Raw genomic sequence first — 22,034 nt, forward strand, 5'->3', positions numbered from 1 at the left:
TAAACCCGACAGGTTTTCAAAACTTGTCGGGTTTGTTTTTTTTAAAATAAAATACTTCTCCGTCCCCCGATTTTTTTTAAACCAAAATATTTAAATCGACTTTTTTCTTAGTGGTTGGTTTTTAGAGGGTTATAATCGTTTTCGCTTTCCACACAGAAACAGTGAGTATTTGATTTATTATCAGTGTTTGATGCTTTTTAATATGAAAGCCCGTAGTTTTTATTTAAAAAGTCCGTAATTTTTATATATAGACTACTACTATTTTAGCCGTAAATAAAATGTGTTTTAATTTTTCAAATCCGCATTAAGAAGAGTATCCTCGTAACCGAGGACAGCGAAGCTATTAAAAAAATGGAGTGTTATTTATGAAGTCAATTCACAATGGTTGGTACGTTTTATATGTTAAATGTCATCATGAAAGAAAAGTATTTGATATGCTTGGATATCTGTCTATTAAAGCTTTTTTACCAACCATTCAGGTACAGAGTGCACGTACGGACAGAAAAAAAAGTATTCAGAAATTGCTTTTCCCTTCTTATGTTTTTGTAAAGATAAATTCTTCATTAGATTTTTATAAAACGCTTTCCGTTAATGGGGCCTGCATGTACATCCGTTTTGGAATGGAGTATGCCAAAGTCAGTGATGAAGAAATGCGAAAAATTGAACTTTTGCTTTTAAATAATGACGTTACTGAGGTCGAAACGCATGTTAAAGAATTTAGTGTTGGAGATTTTAAAACGATCTCTTACGGTTCTTTAAAAGGATTAGAATGTGAAGTACTAAATACAAACAACACCAATAAAATTGTGGTTAGAATTGATTCGCTGCAGAAAAATATCACCGCTACAATTCCATCCTATTATTTGCAAAATTAACATTATGGAGCGTAAAAAGCCCGGCTTTCGATTATGATAGAGTTAAACTCTGAATAAGAACGAGCTTTTTCCTGCAGAAGAGTAATAGTTTAAATATCTATAGCATCCATATAATTAATGGAATTATAGCCGATAATGATTTAGATCTTTTTTATTAAAAGACAATTTTTATAACTAAACAGAATTCTTATACTTTTTTCATCACATCTTGAAGAAGTAAATGTCCATCAAATTATTAGAGTTTTAAATGACAACCATCGAACAAAAAAGTATTTCGAACTATTGGGTAACAAAAGTTAAGAATAAATCCCTGATTAATAGTGTTAAGCCCCAAAATGGGAATAGTACGAACATACAAATTGATACCGACAATCTTTCGTTTTTAAAAAAAATTACAGGTGAGAATGCAATAGCAGAACTAACCGTTTTAATTGCGGTTTACACTGCTTTACTGCAACGCTATTTTGAAGTGGAGAGTTTCATTTTTACGTCGAAACCTACTGATGCTGAAACTGCATTATTGTTTAAAAGTATTTCCGCATCTGGTCAATCATTTAAAGATTATTTGGGAGAGGTTAAAAATGAACTACAGGAAGTTTATAAACATTCGGATTACGACGATACGTTACAGGGAAAATATCCTTTTGTTGAATATGCGCTTTTTGGCTTTTTCTACAATTCAAAATCGGCGCGCACAAAAAATAACTTTCCGTTTTCATTATCAGTAAACAAAAACGATACAGAATTCGAGTTGTCTCTTTCCTACGATGTTTCGTTTGTGGAGGATTATGTGGCAGCTCATTTTTTAAGGACTTATGCAAACTGGCTGTTGCAACTTGAGCATTTTATGAATGATTCGGTTGATCAAATACCGGTTGTTACTCCGTTGGAAAAAGAAGAATTGTTAAACTCTTTTAATCCTTCTGCAAAAAAATATCCGACTAAAACGCTGGTTGAGTTATTTGAGGAGCAGGCAGCAAAAACACCAATTCATACAGCCGTTATTTTTAAGGACAGGGAATTAACTTATAACGATCTGAATCAGCATGCGAATCAGTTGGCCCATTATCTCAGACAAGAGTATGATATTCAGCCTAACGATTTAGTTGGAATAAAGCTTGAACGAAACGAATCTATAGCAGTTGTTATATTAGGGATTCTTAAATCCGGTGCGGCTTATGTGCCTGTCGATGTTAATTATCCTGAGGAGCGAATCAAATATATTGAAGAGGACAGTCAGTGTAAAGTGCTTATAGATGAAAATGAATTTCGAAATTTTCTTAGTCGTAAAGACAATTATAAAACAGGCAATCCTGAAAGACTAAATCAGTCTGCGGACTTAGCGTATATCATTTATACTTCGGGAACCACCGGAAACCCGAAAGGGGTTATGATTACGCATCATAATGCAGTTGTTTTACTTTATTGGTCTCAGGAGGAGTTTAACGCTGCCGTTTTTGATGTGGTTTATGCGGCAACTTCTTATTGCTTTGATCTTTCGGTATACGAATTGTTTTATCCTTTATCTATTGGAAAAAAAATAAGAATTCTGGACAATGCACTCGAAATTGGAGAAGCGCTTCAGAACGATAAAAAGGTATTGATCAATACCGTGCCGTCGAGCATTCGTAATACTATAGAAAGTGGATACCGTTTAGAAAATGCTGCGATAATAAATTTGGCAGGTGAGCCTTTTCCGGTTGATATTGCTAAGAAATTATTACAGACTAATGCCGAGATACGAAATTTATACGGCCCATCGGAAGATACAACGTACAGTACAGTTTATAGATTATCAGCGGGAAAAGAGTACACTGCTTCAGTTTCGATAGGCAAACCACTAGCGAATACTCAGGTTTACCTACTGGATAAAAATTTAGAATTAGTTCCTGTTGGTGTAGCAGGAAAATTGTACATCTCGGGTGATGGATTGTCAAAAGGATATTTGAATCGTCCTGAACTAACTGCTGAAAAATTCATACCGAATCCGTTTAAAGAGAAATCTTTAATGTACGATACCGGAGACATGGCCAAATGGCTTCCGGATGGCACTATTGATTTTCTGGGAAGAAAAGATTATCAGGTAAAATTAAGAGGATATCGCATCGAATTAGGAGAAATTGAAAACGCAGTGCTCTCTTTTTCAGAAAATATTACACAAGCCGTTGCTCTGGTATTGTCGAAAAATGAGGTGCAGAATTTAGTGGTGTATTTCACTAAAACTAAAGTGACAGATCACGAAATTTTAAAAAATTACCTTAAGGAAAAGCTTCCGGCTTTTATGATACCGCATTATTTGATTGGCGTGGATAAAATTCCGTTGACACCAAACGGAAAAATTGATCGTAAGGTTCTTGAAAATTTGCCGTTGAATCAGGTATCAAATGCAAATTATGCAGCTCCGAAAAGTGAAACAGAAAAAACACTGACTACTATTTGGCAGGAAATTTTAGGGATCGAAAAAGTAGGTATCGAAGACAACTTTTTCGATTTGGGAGGACACAGTTTAATGATCGGTCAGGTGATCAATCTTATTTACAAACAGTTGGAGGGATCTATTTCTTATAAAGAGTTTTTCTTAACGCCTACTATTGCACAGATAAGTCAAAAAATACAAAAAGGAGGTTATAAGGTAATTCCCAAAGCGAAAGCGCAGGAATATTACCCGTTAACCTCTTCACAACATAAAATTTGGGTGCTGAGTCAGTTCGAAGGCGGTAATAGTGCGTACAACATGCACGGAGCCTTAAAATTTAGAGGAGATTTGGAAGTTTCAAAACTCGAAAAAGCTTTTCGTCTTTTAATCGCTAAATATGAAATTTTAAGAACGTATTTTAAAGCGGGCTATGATGGCGAAATAAGTCAGTACATTTTAGAAGAAGGCGAATGGAATTTTGCTCTTACTCATGAAAATTATCTGAATAAGAGCACAGAAGAGATTTCTCAATATTTAAAGGAACAACAAGCGGCTATTTTTGATTTAACGAAAGCACCATTATTAAAAGCAGCACTATTAAAAACAGAAGAAAACGAACATATTCTGTCATTGGTGGTACAGCATACCATAAGTGATGGCTGGTCGTTAGAGCTTATGTTTGCTGAGATTGTAGCTGCTTACAATAATCTGATTCAGGAAAAACCGGTTGATTTTTCACCTGCGGCAATTCAGTTTAAAGATTATGCGATATGGTTACAGTCACAGGAAAACGAAGAAGCAGTTTTAGATTCAGAAAATTATTGGCTGTCTCTATTTAAAGAAGATATTCCTGTTTTGGAATTGCCAAGTTACAGAAGTCGTCCGGTCAGACAAACTTATAAAGGCAATACACTTTCGCATCAATTTTCGGAGGCCTTTTTATCAAAATTAAAACATTTTTCCAAGACGAATACTGTTACCCCGTTCATGACCTTAATGGCCGGAATCAACGCTTTGTTGTACCGCTATACAAATCAGAATACGATCGTTCTGGGCACTCCGATAGCCGGAAGGGAGCACCCGGATCTGGAAAACCAGCTGGGATTATTTTTAAATACGTTAGCGATTAAAACCGAAATAAACGGAACGAATAGTTTTTCGACCTTACTAGAGCTGCAAAGAAAGATCTTAATCGAGGCTTATGAACATCAAAATTATTCCTTCAGTACTTTAGTCAACAAACTTAATTTAAAAAGAGACGCTTCAAGATCGGCCTTGTTTGATGTGTTGGTCGTACTGCAAAATCAGGCACAATTAAACACCCTATCGACCAATGTTCCAATGCTGGGAGTTGAGATAGAGCCTTATGAAGTGAAACGAAATACTGCTCAGTTTGATCTTAGTTTTATTTTTACGGAGCAGGAGGAAAGGTTGTTATTAAGTCTGGAATACAATACCGATTTATACGATGCCTTTTGGATTAATGCGATCTTCAAACATCTCGAGAATTTGTTGACAACTGTATTCAATGATGCAAACGTTACGATTGATGCTATTGAATATTTAGAAGAAACAGAAAAAGAATTGTTACTTAAAACATTCAATGCTACTGAAATATACTTTCCGAAAGAAGCTACTATTGTTGATCTGCTGGAGTCTCAGGCAGCCAAAACACCAAATGATTGTGCCCTTATCTTTAATGATGTACAGTTGACTTATAAGGAACTCCACGAGCAATCCAATCAATTGGGCGATTATCTGAGAGAAAATTATGGGATCAGACCTAACGATTTAGTTGGTGTTCGTTTAAAAAGAGATGAGCGCTTGCTCCTAACCATTTTAGGAGTGCTTAAATCAGGAGCAGCTTATGTTCCGATGGATGTTAATTATCCTGAGGATCGCATAAAATATATTGTAGAAGATAGTAATTGCAAAGTTGTAATTGACGAAAACGAATGGAGTAAATTTCAGGTAAAGAAACACCACTATAGTACCGAAAATCTTCTAAAAATAAACAAAGCCGAAGATTTGGCTTATGTTATTTATACTTCGGGAACAACAGGTAAACCAAAAGGAGTTCTGATTACCAATAAAAATGTTACAGCACTCTTGTACTGGGCTAAAAAAGAATTCAATACAGAACGTTTTGATTTGGTCTATGCCGTAACCTCACATTGTTTTGATCTTTCGGCCTATGAAATGTTTTTTACATTATCTGTTGGAAAGACTATAAAACTGCTTAGCAATGCTTTGGAGATAAGTAAAGAACTAAAAACCGATAAAAAAGTTTTACTGAATACAGTTCCTTCCAGTATACGAAGTCTGATGGAGGAAGATTTTTCTTCATTAGAAAATGCCAGTATCATCAATTTAGCGGGTGAACCATTTCCGGTAGATATCGCCAGAGAATTGCTGCACACTACAGCAGAAATCAGAAACCTGTACGGACCTTCTGAGGATACAACTTATAGTACGTATTACCAGTTAGAAAAAGACAAGATTTATAAAACAATTCCGGTTGGAAAACCTATTTCCAATACACAGGCTTATGTATTAGACAAAAATCTACAGCTTGCGCCACTGGGTATTGTTGGAAAACTTTATCTAGCCGGAGAAGGAGTAGCTCTGGGATATTTGAATAAAGAAGAACTTACGGCAGCTAAATTTATTAAAAACCCATTTGTTGAAGGAAGTATTTTATACGATACAGGCGATATGGTTAAATGGTTTCCGGACGGGAATATTGAATTCCTGGGCAGAAAAGACCATCAGGTAAAACTAAGAGGTTATCGAATAGAGCTGGACGAAATAGAAAATGCTCTCTTGCAATTTTCAGCGGAGGTAAAACAAGTTGTGGTGGCGGTAAAACCGTTTAAAGGCGCTGATACTTTAGTGGCATACTACACAGTTGCTAATGCTATTTCTAAAGACGATTTAAAAGCCTATCTGCAAAGCAAACTGCCTGCTTATATGGTACCGCAATACTATGTTGAGGTTCCTTTTATTCCTTTATCTCCAAATGGAAAAACAGACAAAGAAGCACTTCCGAATATCGATGAAACTAACGAGACGAATAGTGGTTATGTGGAACCAAAAGGAAGGATTGAAAAAATAGTAGCACTTATCTGGAAAGATATTTTAGCAGTAGAGACCATCAGTGCGATCGATGATTTTTTTAATCTCGGAGGGCACAGTCTCAAGCTGGGGCAGTTGATTAATAAAATAAACGAACAGTTACAGGTTACCGTTCCTTTTGAAAAGCTGTTTGAACATTCCGTTTTAAGAGATCAGGCCGAACTCATAAAGAGATCATTCTCCAAGAATTTTGAACCTCTTGCAGCAGTTTCTGCGGCGGCTTCATACGAGATGTCGTATGCACAAAAAAGTCTTTGGATGGTAAGTCAGTTTAAAGGGAATGAAGTGGCTTATAATATTCCGGCCGTATATCATTTTCACGGAACGCTTGACATTATTGCGTTTAAAGAAGCTTTCTATCGGGTTATCAAAAAGCATGAAATCCTGAGAACTGTTTTTAAAGAAGATGACGAAAAAAGTATCAGACAGTTCATTACGCCATCAGAAGAATTTAAACTTTCGATTGGATGCGAAGATTTTAGCGACTTTAATGACAAAGAGCTGTTACTACATCAGGAAATTAAGCAAATAAGCAATTTTGAATTTGATTTGTTCAAAGGGCCTTTATTCAAAGCAAAATTAGTTCGCATCGATTCCCAACATCATGTTTTGTTATTTGTAATTCATCATATCATATCCGATGCCTGGTCATTGCAGCTTCTGATAGAAGAGATCAGTAGTAATTACAATTCAATATTGAAAAAAGAGGCGGTTCTGCCTTCTTCTAAATTAGACATTCAGTACAAAGAATACAGTCATTGGCTGAAAACTCAGATTGAAACAAACGCTATAACCAATGCTTATTGGATGAAGGAGCTGCAGGGGCATTTAAAACCGCTACAGTATAAATATGAGTATATGCTTCCGGATGATATTGAAGATCAGGATAATAAAATTAATTTTTTCCTGAATGCCGAGGTCAATTCAGCCATAAAGAAAATCGCTAAAAAACTTAATGTCACTGAATTTTCGTTTCACTTAGCCGCATTTTTCAGTTTTCTGCATCTACAAACGGAGCAATCGGATATCGTATTAGGAGTTCCGTTTGCCGGAAGGGCTCATGCCCATCTCGAAGATCAGCTGGGGTACTATGTTAACCTGCTGCCCATACGAGTTAAACTTCATCAGAATGAAACTTTTGAAACCATAATCAGAGGGGTTCAGCACAAATTGTCAAAAGCTTTTGAGCACCAAATGTACCCAATCGATTTAATTCTGAGAGATTTAGAATTTGAAAGAGGAGACAGAGGAAGCAATTTTATCAATACCGGTTTTACCTGGAATGAGCTTACTCACGATGAATTTACGATCAATGAAAATCTTAAGGCAAAAGCACAAAGTGTAGCTACAGAACAGGTTAAATATGACTTGTGGGTAATTTCAAACGGTTCCAATTTCACCCTTGAATACAGAAAAGAGGTTTTTAGCAAAGATACCATAGACCTTTTTGCCGAACGTTATCTGGTATTTCTGGAAGAACTGTCAAAAGGCATAGAACATGAAATAGGAGCCTACAGTTTTAAAACCGAACGTGAAAAACAACTGGAAGCTTCCAGAATCAATATCGAAATCAATTTTTAGTGATCCTGTAAAATCAATACAACATTCAAATAAACCTTTTGTAATCCCTACAATATAATCAGACTACAGCATGAAAGATAAAAAAATCATACAAGATTATTGGTTGAACAAAATAAAGCAATACAGTAACGACAGCAGTTATTTACTGAGCAGATATGAGCAAGTTCCTTCCGGTCAGTATAGCCTTTTATTAAAAAAGAACAGTCTGGATAAGATTGCTAAATTATCAGGTGGGAATGCCATTGCTGCGGCGACTATTTATTTGTCTGTTTTTAATACACTATTAAAAAGATATACTAATAACGAAAGTATCTGGGTAGCTTCGTCCCCTTTCGTTTTGGAGGGAGTACAGCCAGAAAAAGATACCTTACTGTTTTATAATACTTCTATATCCAATATCTCTTCATTGAGAGATGCGATAAACGCAACCAAACAGGAGATTGAAGATACTCTGCTTTATGATACTATCGATTTTGAATTAATTGAAAAAGAATTTCTAAATATTGAACTGACTTCTGAAGATTATCTTCAATATGCTTTTGTATATCAGAAATTAAATCGCAGAAATAATCTATTGGCTCAGGCCAAACTTTGTCTGGAAATAGAAGACACCACTGCGGGTAAGGAATCAATTACCATACATTTTGATACTGCGAAATACGATGCACTTTTCATTCAAAATATGGTGGAGCATTTTACGTATATACTTGAAAATAGTAGTGAGCTGATTGATACTAAGGTTGATGATATTGAATTCATTACGGCTTCTGAAAAACAGCAGTTACAGGAGTTTTCAGGTGAATCTGAAAAGAAGATCGATGCAAGTGTTATCGGGATTTTTGAACAGCAGGTAAAAGCAACACCTGAGACCATTGCTTTAGTTTATAAAGAAAAAAAATACACCTACACAGCCGTAAACCGAAAAGTGAATCATCTGGCGAGTTTATTGCAAAAAGAGTACGGAATTACATCCGGGGATATTATCGGGATCATGACTGATTATTCGGATAATACCATTTTCTCTTTTGCTGCGGCATTAAAACTGGGGGCTACTTATTTGCCTCTGGATTATAATCTTACAACAGAAAGACTTGATTATATCTTGTCGGACACACAGCCCAAAGCGATCATCACTCAAATCGAGTATCTGAACGACCTGCTTCATTACGATATTCCGTTATTTAGTATAGATGTAATGCTTAATGAAGAAAATATTTCCGATGTAAACTGGGAAAACAATAGTAAAGGAGATATCGCTTACATCATGTACACTTCAGGATCAACCGGAGTGCCTAAAGGTGTTGTGGTAAAAGACAAAAGTATCGTACGCTTGGTGAAAGAAACCAATTATATCGAAATTGATCCTCAGGACCGTATTCTGGCCATCTCAAATTCTTCGTTCGACGGTTCTACTTTTGATATTTGGGGAGCATTATTAAACGGAGCGACTTTACACATTCCGGAGAAAGATTTAGTACTCAATTTTGAACTGTTGTTTCAGGCTATTACCGCAAATGAAATTTCGGTTGTTTTTATGACAACGGCTTTGTTCAACTCCATGGTGGATACAGACATTGACAGTCTTAAAAAATTGAGAAAAATTCTTTTTGGCGGAGAAATGGTTTCCGTTTCTCATGTGCGAAAGTTTGTCAGTCATTTCGGAAGCGGAAGACTGGTACACGTTTATGGCCCAACCGAGAATACCACTTTTTCGACCTTTTACCCTGTTGAAGAAGTTTCAGAAGAAGCGCCAAGCATCCCGATAGGAAAACCAATTTCCTATACCCAATGTTACATTCTTAACGAGAGTATGAAATTACAGCCTGTTGGTATTGCGGGAGAATTGTATGTTTCCGGCGAAGGCGTTGCAGCGGGCTACTTAAACCAAGAAGAACTGACCTCAAAAAGTTTTGTTGAAAATCCTTATCAGGAAAACGCTCTGTTGTATAAAACCGGAGACATCTGTAAATGGCTGCCTGACGGTACAATAGAAATTTTAGGAAGAAGAGACAGTCAGGTGAAAATTCGTGGTTTCAGAATAGAATTAGGTGAAATCGAACGAAAGATAACGAGTTACAATGGTATTACCGAAGCTGTAATTCTAGTAAACAAAGACAGTCATGATGTGAAATTTTTAGCAGCGTTTTTTGTTGCCGATACTACTATTAATACTGAAGAGCTTCGTTCTTTCCTGACACAAAAACTGCCTAATTATATGGTTCCGGCTCATATTACTCAGGTGCCACAAATTCCATTAAACAGAAACGGGAAAGTTGATCAGAAAGAATTAAACAAACTGGCAAAATCAAATACGGAAACGACCAGAGAGCTTGTTTTACCAACAACCGAAATCCAAATAGCCCTGCACAACATCTGGAAAGAACTGTTTGATAAAGAAGATATCAGTATAACCGATGACTTTTTCGACATTGGCGGGCACAGTATTAAGGCAATGAATCTGGTGTCGACCATTCATAAAAACTTAAATATAAAAATAGATATCGGAAACGTTTTTGAAGACCGAAACATTAAAGCGCTCTCAGAAACGATACTGCAGGCTCAGGAGAATGTATTTCAGGAAATAGAAGCCCTGACAGAGCAGTCAAATTATGCAGTGTCATCATCGCAACAGCGCTTTTGGGCATTGAGTCAGTTTCAGGAAGCCAACAAAGCCTACACAATTCCAAGCATTTACACCTTAACGGGAGATCTGGATCAAACGGCCTTAGCTTTTGCTTTTCAAACCATAACCAAACGACATGAAAGTTTCAGAACCACTTTTAAAGAAGATGAAAATCAGGAACTAAGACAATTTATTTTGCCTGAAGCGGAAAGTAATTTTGAGATTGATTTCGTTGATTTTTACAATCGTTCAGAAAAGGAATTAGAAGAGACCATTAACAACCTCATTCAGGTAGTATTTAATTTATCGGAAGGACCGCTTTTAAAAGTAAGTGTATTGCAGGTAGAAGAGTCCAAAGCAATACTGGTAGCAGTGATGCATCATATTATTAGTGACGGACTGTCTATGGAGGTCTTTATTGAAGAGCTGCTGTATTTGTACAAAGCCCGTAAAAATAAACTTGCTGTAGATTTTAAACCGCTCAGAATACAATACAAAGATTTTGCCGCCTGGCAGAATGAACAACTGGAGAATGAATCGTTGCAGGTTCATAAAGCCTACTGGACGGAGAAATTCTCAGGAGAGCTTCCGGTGCTCAACCTTCAAAAAAGTAAAATTCGTCCTAAAATTAAATCCTATAATGGCGAAACAATTACCATAAATATTGATAGCAGAACATTAAAGCATTTTAAAAATATACTGGATCAGGAAAATCTGACTTTGTTCATGGGGTTGCTAACCGTGGCAAATGTCCTGATTTATAAATATACCAATCAGGAAGATATTATACTGGGAACTACAATTAGCGGTAGAAATCATCTTGATTTAGAGGGGCAAATTGGCTGTTTTATTAACGTATTGCCATTGCGCAGTCAGTTTTCACACAAAGATTCCATAATTGATTTATTCCGAAAGGTAAAAAAAGTAACTCAGGAAGCTTACGAACATCAGATTTATCCTTTTGAACAATTAATTGGTGATTTGAATCTGACACATGATATCAGCAGAAATCCTTTATTTGATGCTACAGTCGTTTTACAAAATGCCGATTTAGATCAAAAATTAGAAGTTCTCAATACTGAAGGCCTTGAAATAGCCCTCTATGAAAAAATAAAAGCGACGGTAAGCCGATTTGACATTTCATTCAATTTTGTAGAAACGGTAAAGGGACTGGAATTTAGCTTAGTCTACAATACGGACATTTTTGATACCATTTTTATTCGTCAAATTCAGAAACATTTTCACAACCTGCTGAATGCCGTAATTGCAAATCCGCATAATTCTATTGCTTCCCTGCCTTATTTATCGGTAGGCGAGATACAGCTTTTTACGTCAGATTTTAGTGCCGGAACCTTTAATTCTCAGGTGTGTTTGGACATTGTCGAAGCCTTTCAGTATCAGGTTAGAAAAACGCCTGCACAAATAGCCGTTGTATATAAAAACCAACAATTGACTTACGAGGAATTAGATCGTAATGCAAACAAAATTGCGCATTTGCTAACCACAGAGTATGGAGTAACTAATGGAGAAAAAGTAGGAATCATTTTAGATAAATCAGAATTTTTGATCAGTACCATACTCGGGATTTTAAAAGCCGGTGGAGTATATGTTCCAATCGATGTGGAAAGTCCTAAGATCAGAAAAGAATTTATTGTCAATGATATTGGCGCAAAAGTCATCATTACCCAGATGGATTATATGTTTGATCTTGACTTTTTTGAAGGAAGTATTATCGCCATAGACGTTCAGTTAGACGCTTTAGAAAATCATTCTCCAGCCCCGCAAATAACGAACAGTCCTGATGCTCCGGCATACATCATGTACACTTCCGGCTCTACCGGAAATCCAAAGGGAGTTTTAGTACCGCATAAAGGGGTTACCAGACTGGTTAAAAACACCAATTACATCGATTTTGATAGGGTACACGCCATCTTGGCTACAGGTTCTGTTTCTTTTGATGCTTCGACGTTTGAGTTTTGGGGAGCATTGCTTAATGGTGGAAAATTGGTTTTATGCGACAAAGAAGATTTGTTAAACACAACCAAACTTGCTTCGCTAATAAAAACAGAAAAAGTAGATACCATGTGGTTTACATCGGGATTGCTAAACCAGTTTATCGATCAGGACGTATCCCTTTTTGAAGGATTAATCAATGTACTGGCCGGAGGTGAAAAATTATCAGCTAAACACATCCGTAAATTGCTGGAAGCCTATCCGGAACTGAACCTTATTAACGGTTACGGACCTACTGAAAACACTACGTTTTCGGCAACCTATAAAATTACAGCACCGGTAGAAGAGGATATTCCGATTGGTAAACCGATCAACAATTCGAAGGCTTACATCTTAGATCAAAATTTAGAACTATGTCCGCTGGGAGTTGTTGGAGAAATATATCTGGCAGGTGACGGACTTTCATTAGGCTACTTAAATGCAGAAGAATTAAATGCCGAAAAGTTTCTGAATCCGAGGAGTTTGAATAGAGAAAGAGTTTATAAAACCGGTGATTTAGGATTGTGGCTGCCGAATGGAAATATCAAATTTTTTGGAAGAAAAGACAGTCAGATCAAACTTCGCGGTTACCGAATTGAACTCAACGATATTGAAAAAACTTTAGATGCACACCCGGATATCAATGGTGCAGTAGTGGTATTGAAACAATTATCAGAAGCATCAGACGAAAAATTTATTGTGGCTTATGTTAAGTCCAATCAGGTTATGAATCAAAAGGAGTTAAAGGCTTATCTGGCAGAAAGACTTCCTTTTTATATGATTCCAACTTATTTTATCGAAGTGGAAGATTTCATTTTGAATAAAAATGGAAAGATTGACAAAGAACTTCTTCCTGAGATTGATTTGTCGCAATTAGAAAGAGAATACATATCCTACCGAAATGAAACGGAGAAAACCCTCTCTGAGATTTGGAGCGAAATATTGTTGATCGAAAAGATCAGTGTAACCGATGATTTTTTTGAAATAGGAGGACACAGTTTGAGAGCCGTAAAATTAGCCAATATGATTCAGGAAAGCTTTGGCGTTGAGGTGAGTATCGGACATGTATTTCAATTCAGAACTATCGAAACGATGGCCGAACAGCTCAGGTTTATTCAGAAACAAGAAGAGCTGACAGCAAACAAAAAAGACCTTCAGGAAATCGATATCGACTTATAATACAACTGCTTTACTTTAATAATTGAAATATCCTCTGAAAATTAAAATAAACCAATGAAAGACTTAATTGATAAACTACAGGGAGAAGGAATTTTACTTGAACTCATAGATAATAAACTGAAGGTTTTTGCTGAAAAATCTACTATTGCTCCCGGTTTAATTGAAGAAATAAAAAAGAACAGAGAAGAGTTGACTCTTTTTTTACTGAACAGTCAAAAGCTGCAGGCATCAAAACCTGTATGGCCAGAAATACTAAAAACAGCCGATTTAGAGTATTATCCATTATCTTCTTCACAATACAGAATGTGGGTTTTAAGTCAAATGGAAGAATCCAGTAAAGCCTATAATGTTCCGGCTTTATACACTTTTGAAGGGAATCTGAATGTTAAAACATTGGAGCATGCTTTTCAGTTGATTATCGAGCGTCATGAAATTCTAAGAACCAGGTTTGTCAATAAGGAGAATACCGTTGTACAAAAAATAATCCCTGCCGCAGCAATACAATTTAAGGTAGAAGAAATAAATCTAAGAAATCAAACAACAAGTGCAGAAGAACTAATCAACAAAGAAATGTCCTATTCTTTTGATTTAGAAAAAGAGCTGCTGCTAAAAAGTATCGTTTATCAAATAGAAGATCAAAAGTGGATATTCTTCTTTATGATTCATCACATCATCAGCGACGGCTGGTCGATGGGAATACTTATAAATGAGTTATTAGAAAACTACACGGCATTAGAAAAAGGCGAAAATGTTGCTAAAGAACCCTTAACGATACAATACAAAGAATACGCAGTTTGGCAGCAAAAATTATGGAGCGATGATTATTTTGCAGCGCACAAAGAATACTGGCTGTCGCAGATTTCAGGTGAAATCCCTAAAATCCAACTTCCTTTCAGTAAAACAAGGCCGGTTTTAAAAACCTATAACGGAGATACCGTTTACAGAACGATAAATAAAGAAATAAGCATGAAGTTCAGGAGAGTTTGTCTGGACAACGAGAGTACTTTATTCATGGGATTGCTGGCCACTTTAAAAATAGTACTTTACAAATATACCAACCAGACAGATTTAATTGTGGGTTCGCCAATAGCCGGGCGTGAGTTACAGGTACTTCACAATCAGTTGGGACTGTATTTAAATACCATTGCTTTAAGAGGAGTGATGAATCCGAAAGACAGTTTCGAATCTTTTCTTAAGAACATTAAAGAAAGCACTTTTAAAGCCTATAACTACCAATCGTATCCTTTTGACAAACTGATAGAAGAAGCACAGTTGGAGACCGATTTAAGCAGAAATCCATTGTTTGATATCTTCCTGATTTTACAAAACAACGAAAGTACGAACGTAAAAAACATCGGAGATCAATTAACTGTTCAGGCTTTAGAGACAGAAAACAAAACCAGTAAGTTTGATTTGCTTTTCAATTTTGTTGAGGTAGATGAAAATTTAGAATTGAGTATTGTTTATAATACCGATTTGTATGACCCATTTTTTATAGAACAAATCACGGTACATTTTGAGCATTTATTGAATCTGGTGAGCAGCACTCCATCAGAAACAATAGAGAACCTTTCTCTGGTAACTGAGATTGAAAAGAAAAAACTGGTTTTAGATTTCAATGCTACACAATTCGATAATCAGGTATGTGCTCCCTTGAATGTTTTATTCGAAGAACAAGTAGAGAAATTAGCCAATCACACAGCACTTCGTTTCAAAGAGAAAGAATTTACTTTTCAGGAACTGAACGAAAAAGTGAATCAGCTGGCTCATTATTTACGTAAAGAAAAAAACATCAAACAAGGTGATTTCGTTGTCGTAAAACTTCCAAGAAGTGAGCAGATGATTATCGCACTTATGGCCATCATAAAAGCAGGAGGTGCTTATATTCCCGTAGAACCGCAATATCCCGAAGAAAGAATCAATTTCATTATAGCCGACAGTCAGTGTAAATTTTTAATTGATGAGGAAACTTTAGAAAACAGCTCAGAACAGTTGGCTTCTTTGCCTAAAAGCAATCCTGAAAATCACAATACAGTTACCGATTTGGCTTATGTACTCTATACCTCCGGATCAACCGGAAATCCGAAAGGCTGTATGATTACCCATGAAGGAGTAACCAACAGAATTGACTGGATGTGGAACGAATACCACTATTCTTCGAAAGACGTTATTCTGCAAAAAACCACTTTTACCTTTGATGTTTCGGTATGGGAAATTTTCATGCCTTTGTGCTGGGGAACCAAAATGGTACTTTGCGAACAAGAAGACATTTCAGAACCGCATCGCATTCTGAATTTAATCCAAAACAATGACGTAACCAGTCTGCATTTTGTGCCAAGTATGCTCAACACTTTTATTGCTTCAGTGGCTAACACAGAACAATTAGCGGGCAAATTGTCTAGTTTGCGTGCCGTAATAACCAGTGGCGAAGCTTTAACACCATTGACCGTTAAGGAATGGTATAATAAAGTATCGGCTGCACCCATTTACAATCTTTATGGCCCGACAGAAGCTTCTATAGACGTTACTTTCTTTAATACTAATGTAGACAATGAAATAGTCCCGATTGGAAAACCAATCTGGAACACACAGATTTATATCTTAAGCGAGTCAGATGCCGTTCAGCCGATTGGTGTAGCGGGAGAAATCTGCATTGCCGGAAAAGGACTGGCACTTGGTTACCTAAACAATCCGGAGTTGACTCATCAGAAGTTTGTACCGAATCCGTTTCAACCCGGAGTGAAAATGTACCGAACCGGAGATCTGGGCATGTGGCTGCCTGATGGGAATGTAGCATATTTAGGCAGAAAAGATTTTCAGGTAAAAATCAGAGGATTCAGAATAGAGCTGGAAGAAATAGAAGCGGCATTAAACCAACATCCACAAATACAAACGGCTGTGGTTTTAGACCATACTAATGAAAACAGCGGAGATAAATATCTGACAGGCTATATTGTAGCAAATAGTGAATTGGTGAAGGAAGAACTCAACTTATGGCTGGGAACTAAACTTCCTGTTTATATGATCCCGTCAAATTTTGTGGTAGTAAATGAAATTCCATTAACCAATAGCGGTAAAGCAGACCGAAATAAACTACGTCAAAGTAACGGACTAAGTCTAAAAACAGCCATTGCCTACGTTCCGGCACAGAACGAGCTGGAACAAAAACTGGTAGTAATTTGGGAAGGAATACTCAATCAGACCAAGATTGGGATACTCGAAGATTTTTTTACACTGGGCGGTCACAGTTTAAGTGCTACACATTTAGCGAATAGCATCAACAGAGAATTCAATGTGAAAATCAATCTGAGAGATATTTTCGAAAACAGAAACATTCAAAGTCTGGCCAAAAAAATAGCAGGGACAACTACGACTGTTTATCAGGAAATTAAAAAAGTACCGGAAAGCAGCAGTTACCTGCTTTCGTCAGGGCAAAGAAGATTATGGCTGTTGTCGCATCTGGACGATGCGAGTATAGCGCTCAACATGTACAAGACTTTTACGTTTACCGGTGTATTGGACATTTCGGTATTTGCAGCAGCTTTTTTGGCTATTCTGAAAAGACATGAAAGTCTGAGAACGGTTTTCAGACTGGATGAAAATGGAATCGTGAAGCAATATATCAAACCCTTTACTGAAAATTTACTGAATTTAACGATTGAAGATTTCAGACCAAATCAATATTATCAGGAGGTTATTGATGCCAAAATCAACCAGGAAATCGATAAACCTTTTAATCTGGAAGAAGATTCTTTGCTGCGATTGAAATTGTATCAGATCAAAGACGATCAGTGGATGTTTTCTTTTGTAATGCATCATATTATCAGTGATGGATTGTCTATGAATATTTTGACGAAAGAATTTGTTTCGAATTATCAAAATCTATCCCAGGGAAAAGCAATTACAGCTCCGGATTTAAAAATTCAGTATAAAGATTATGCGCAATGGCAAACAGAGCAATTTCAGTCGGAGGAATATAAAAATCAGCTGCAGCATTGGTTAAAAAAGTTTGAGGGAGAAGTTCCGGTATTAGATTTTCCAACAGATAAATCAAGAGCAGCAATCAATGCATATGACGGAGATTCAGTTGATTTTACAATTGAGAAAGAGACTTTTTCAAAATTTAAAAACTTCTGTGAGAGCCACTCGATTACCGTTTTTACCGGACTTTTATCACTGGTTAAAACGTTATTATACAAATATACCCACCAACAGGATATTACCATCGGTACGCCTATCGGAGGCAGAATACATACCGATTTAGAAGACCAGATTGGACTTTACATCAACACTGTTCCTTTGCGAACGGTATTCAATGAAAATCACGATTTTATAAGTTTACTGCATCAGGTAGAACAAAGTGTTATCGATGCACAGGAAAATCAAATGGTCGCTTTTGACGAACTCGTTCTTAATTTAGATCTTCAATTGAGCCGTAACCGCCATCCGTTGTTTGACGTTTGGTTTGTACTGAGAGACAATTCGATAGAAGCCGATAAAGAATCACTCGAAATAGATGATTTGCAAATTGCAGAATACGATGATGTAACCCTGAAAAAATGCCTGTTCGATTTAGTATTCAACTTCATAGAAAGCGAAGGACAGTTAGAAGGTAAAATTGAATATAAATCAGGATTGTACATTAGAGAAACCATTGTGAGGTTAATCTCTAACCTAAAAGTGTTGTTGCATCAGTTAGTAGTAAACGCAGATCAAAGTTTAACTGCATTACCATTCCTGAATGCTGAGGAAGAAAATTTACTACTTCATGTCTTTAATAATACGACTAGAGATTATAGCACACAACCCAACACCTTAATTGGACTGTTTCAAAAACAGGTATTAGAAACACCGGAGCAGACTGCATTGGTTTTCGAAGATAAAAAAATAACATATCAGGAATTGGATGAGGTATCCAACAAACTGGGGAATTATTTAAAGAAAAAATACGGCATAAAGGCAAATGAATTTGTAGGCGTTAAATTAGATCGAAGCGAGTGGAATGTTATTTCATTGCTTGGGATTCTAAAAAGCGGAGGAGTTTATGTACCCATTGACATTGCTTATCCCGAAGAGCGAATCGATTATATCATTGAAAATAGCGATTGCAAGCTGGTCATCGATTCTGATGAAATTTATGATTTCAGATCGATGGAAAAGCTCTACAGCAGTGTTATGGAGAAATCGAATAGCAGTGCCGATGATTTGGCCTATCTGATTTATACTTCCGGTTCAACCGGCCTTCCTAAGGGAGTTTCGATAAAACAGGGCGCCATTTCGAATACAATTTTATCTCAGATCGAAATTTTTGGCAATGAAAACAAAGAAAAAGCCCTTCAGTTGGCCTCGTTTTCATTTGATGCTTCGATTTCAGAAATCTTTACGGTTTTGGCTTCGGGCGGAGAATTGCACATCATAACCGATGAGGTAAAAAAAGACACCGAAGAGCTGGAAAATTACATCGAAGAACACGCAATTCACTTCGCAACCATTTCTCCTTCTTACCTGAAATTATTGCAGCTGGACAAAATTAAAAGTTTAAAAAAGCTGGTAACTGCAGGAGAAGCAGCCCCGACCGAAGAAGTTAAAAAATACCTGACTTATGGCGGTACCTGTTTTAATGCTTACGGCCCTACAGAAACCAGTATTTGTGCTACGATTTATAAGGTGAATGAAAATGAGCTACAGGAACTTTCTAATGTTCCGATCGGATTTCCAATCGCCAACACTAAAATTTACATCCTCGGAACCAACGAAAAATTACTTCCTCTTGGAGCCATTGGTGAAATTTATGTAAGCGGAGCCGGTTTAGCCGAAGGGTATTTGAACAAGCCGGAATTAACCAATCAGAAGTTTATCGATAATCCATTTGCTGAAGGCGAAAAACTATACAAAACCGGTGATTTAGGAAAATGGCTCCCTAACGGTACGATTGAATATGCCGGACGAAATGACGATCAGGTAAAAGTGAGAGGATTTAGAATCGAACTGGGCGAAATAGAAACCGTTATCAAAGAACACGAAGCAATCGAAGATGCCGTAATAGTGGTGAAAGAAGACAGTTTAGGAATTAAAGAAACTGTTGCCTTTTTTGTGCTAAAAGCCGATTCGGTTTCAGACAGTGATGATATTAAAGAATTTTTAGAAGACAAACTGCCGGAATATATGATTCCGTCTCACTTTATAAGCTTGAAAGAATTTCCGCTAACTCTAAATGGAAAAACTGACAAAAAGAAATTGTTGCAGAACAAGTCTTTAACCGAAAATGTTTCCCGAAACTACCTGGCGCCCCGAGACGAAACAGAAAGTAAACTTGCCGCATTGTGGGAAGAAGTGCTGGAGATCGATAAAGTGGGAGTACTGGACGACTTTTTTAAAATAGGAGGTCACAGTTTAAAAGCCACTTATTTAATCACGAGAATAAAAGCGGAATTTAACGCAAAACTCGATCTGATTTCGATTTTCAATAATGCCACTTTAGGAGAAATGGCAGCAGAAATAAAAAAGGCACAGCTCGTGAATGCGGAAGTCGTGATTACAGATGATTTTGAAAATATCTCCCTATAACCTAATCCCATTTTTTAAAACTATAAAATAAATCTAAATGGCTACTCCAAAAATATATCTGAAAAATAACGTACAAGTTGAACCGTTAATTTCAAACTGGTATGCATGGCATCACATTATCCCGCCAATTCTAACGGGGTTTAATGTGGTAAACCGATACATTCCGATTATGGAATCGTACATCAACGACCCAAGCATACATGAGACTGCCGTGAAAGATCCTGCTTTTAGAGGAGGTCCTTTCATCGATTTAGACAAAAAACATGTTGATGAAGTAGCAGCTTTGTTGGAAAACACAAAGAAAATGGCAGCCCCGCTTTTTGAGTTTACAGATGCCGTAAAAGAACTGGACAAATTGCTTAAGAAAAAAGCAACCGGACATTTGATGCAGCCGCTGTATAAAGAAGTTCCATCAGCAATTAGAGGGTATGTCGAATTGTATTATGACAGGCATCACAGACCGGATTTCAGATTTTACGAGCCTCTTATTTATGCCAGTCCGTATTATGTAGAAGATTTTCAGACGGTGAAGCTGTCTTTAATTAATAAGGATGCCGACCGGCCTTTTATCTTCTCCACGCCAAGATTGTCTAATCTGGAAGCAGCATTGGAATTAAAATTACCTTTTAAATCGAAACAAATCGACGAGTTGTTCAAGATGAAACGTGAGCCTCAAACTTTCGAATACATCAAAGAACTTTTGAATATTGAACAAAATGATGAGGCACTGTTTAGAGATTTATTTACTACAGAAGAGCCAAAAAAGTATGAAAAATATACCGGAGACAGTATGCGCATCCGATACTTCGGACACGCTTGTATTCTGATCGAAACCAAAGAACACTCCATTGTGCTCGATCCGGTTTTAAGCTATACTTACGAATCTGATGTGTCACGATTTACCTATGATGATTTGCCGGACGAAATAGATTATGTATTGATCACCCACGGACATCACGACCACATATTGATGGAAACGATGCTGCAAATACGACACAAAGTCAAAAATATAGTTGTGGGTAAAAGCATAGGCGGTGCCATTCAGGACCCGTCATTGAATTTACTGTTAAGAAATCTGGGATTTGAGAATATTATAGAATTAGAAGAATTGCAAACCATTTCGGCTATCGATGGTATTAAAATTACCGGAATTCCATTCATCGGGGAGCATCATGACATTCACATCAACAGTAAACTTTCGTATCACGTTGAATTAGACGGTTATTCTTTATTGGCAGTAGCAGATTCCTGCAATCAGTCGCCGGAATTGTACGAACATGTTCATGAGATTATTGGTGATGTAGACGTGTTATTCATGGGAATGGAATGCGATGGTGCACCGGCTTCATGGGTGTATGGTCCCATTTTTACCACCAAACAGGAACGCGAAAAAGACTTCAGCCGAAGAGGAAGAGGCAGCAATTACGACGAAGGAATCAAAATGGTAAACTGCTTTAATGTCAAAGAAGTTTATGTGTATGCCATGGGAGAAGAACCATGGGTGCGACACATTTTGGATGTTGAATATACAGATGAATCCAACCCAATTGTGCAATCGAACATGTTAATCGAAGACTGCAGAAACAGAGGTATCGTAGCAGAAAGACTATTTGCCGAAAAAGAACTGTTTAAACAAGCGGTACTGCTGTACTAATTCCCTTTAATC

At 36.9% G+C, this 22,034-nt stretch carries 5 protein-coding genes; all 5 read left to right on the plus strand.

The window, feature by feature from the left end:
• Nucleotides 1–365: 365 nt before the first annotated feature.
• The 5 genes from B0A80_RS08570 (at nt 366) to B0A80_RS08590 (ending at nt 22,022) form a co-directional block, all read left to right on the plus strand.
• On the plus strand, nt 366–875 hold the full coding sequence (locus B0A80_RS08570; protein WP_233430731.1) for a UpxY family transcription antiterminator: 510 nt from the start codon (nt 366–368) through the stop codon (nt 873–875).
• A 247-nt stretch (nt 876–1,122) separates the two neighbouring features.
• Nucleotides 1,123–8,007, plus strand: a complete 6,885-nt coding sequence (locus B0A80_RS08575; RefSeq protein ID WP_089077013.1) for a non-ribosomal peptide synthetase — start codon at nt 1,123–1,125, stop codon at nt 8,005–8,007.
• A gap of 70 nt (nt 8,008–8,077) precedes the next feature.
• Nucleotides 8,078–13,801, plus strand: coding sequence for a non-ribosomal peptide synthetase (locus B0A80_RS08580; RefSeq protein ID WP_089077014.1), 5,724 nt, complete (start codon nt 8,078–8,080; stop codon nt 13,799–13,801).
• 54 nt (nt 13,802–13,855) lie between these two features.
• The gene (locus tag B0A80_RS08585; protein ID WP_089077015.1) at nt 13,856–20,368 is read left to right on the plus strand and encodes a non-ribosomal peptide synthetase; all 6,513 of its coding nucleotides are present in this window, start codon (nt 13,856–13,858) and stop codon (nt 20,366–20,368) included.
• A gap of 37 nt (nt 20,369–20,405) precedes the next feature.
• Complete coding sequence (locus B0A80_RS08590) at nt 20,406–22,022, plus strand: MBL fold metallo-hydrolase (protein WP_089077016.1); 1,617 nt, start codon at nt 20,406–20,408, stop codon at nt 22,020–22,022.
• Nucleotides 22,023–22,034: the final 12 nt, after the last annotated feature.

The sequence above is a fragment of the Flavobacterium tructae genome (genome assembly GCF_002217475.1).
Classification (GTDB): Bacteria; Bacteroidota; Bacteroidia; order Flavobacteriales; family Flavobacteriaceae; genus Flavobacterium; species Flavobacterium tructae.